Annotated in this window: 1 protein-coding gene; it reads right to left on the minus strand. The window is 34.3% G+C overall.

All coding sequences use genetic code 11. From position 1 onward, the window contains the following. The coding region (locus F1003_RS19140) for a cbb3-type cytochrome c oxidase subunit I (protein ID WP_202913940.1) at positions 1-242 on the minus strand (242 nt) is incomplete at both ends.

Raw genomic sequence — 242 nt, forward strand, 5'->3', positions numbered from 1 at the left:
AGCATTGGCATACCGCCATGTGCAACTGTGAAGAATGCTGTGTCAAATATTCTATCAGTTGTCATTAATGCTAACGCTACTGTTAAAGGAGGGAAAGCAAGAATAACAATTAATGTAGTAATAAATGTTGTTACTGTAAACATTGGCATTTGCATAAACTTCATAGTTGGTGTTTTACATCTTAAAATTGTTACAAAGAAGTTGATACCTGTAGCTAAGGTACCAAGCCCTGAAATTTGTAT

The sequence above is a fragment of the Winogradskyella ouciana genome, assembly GCF_009709615.1.
Classification (GTDB): domain Bacteria; phylum Bacteroidota; class Bacteroidia; order Flavobacteriales; family Flavobacteriaceae; genus Winogradskyella; species Winogradskyella ouciana.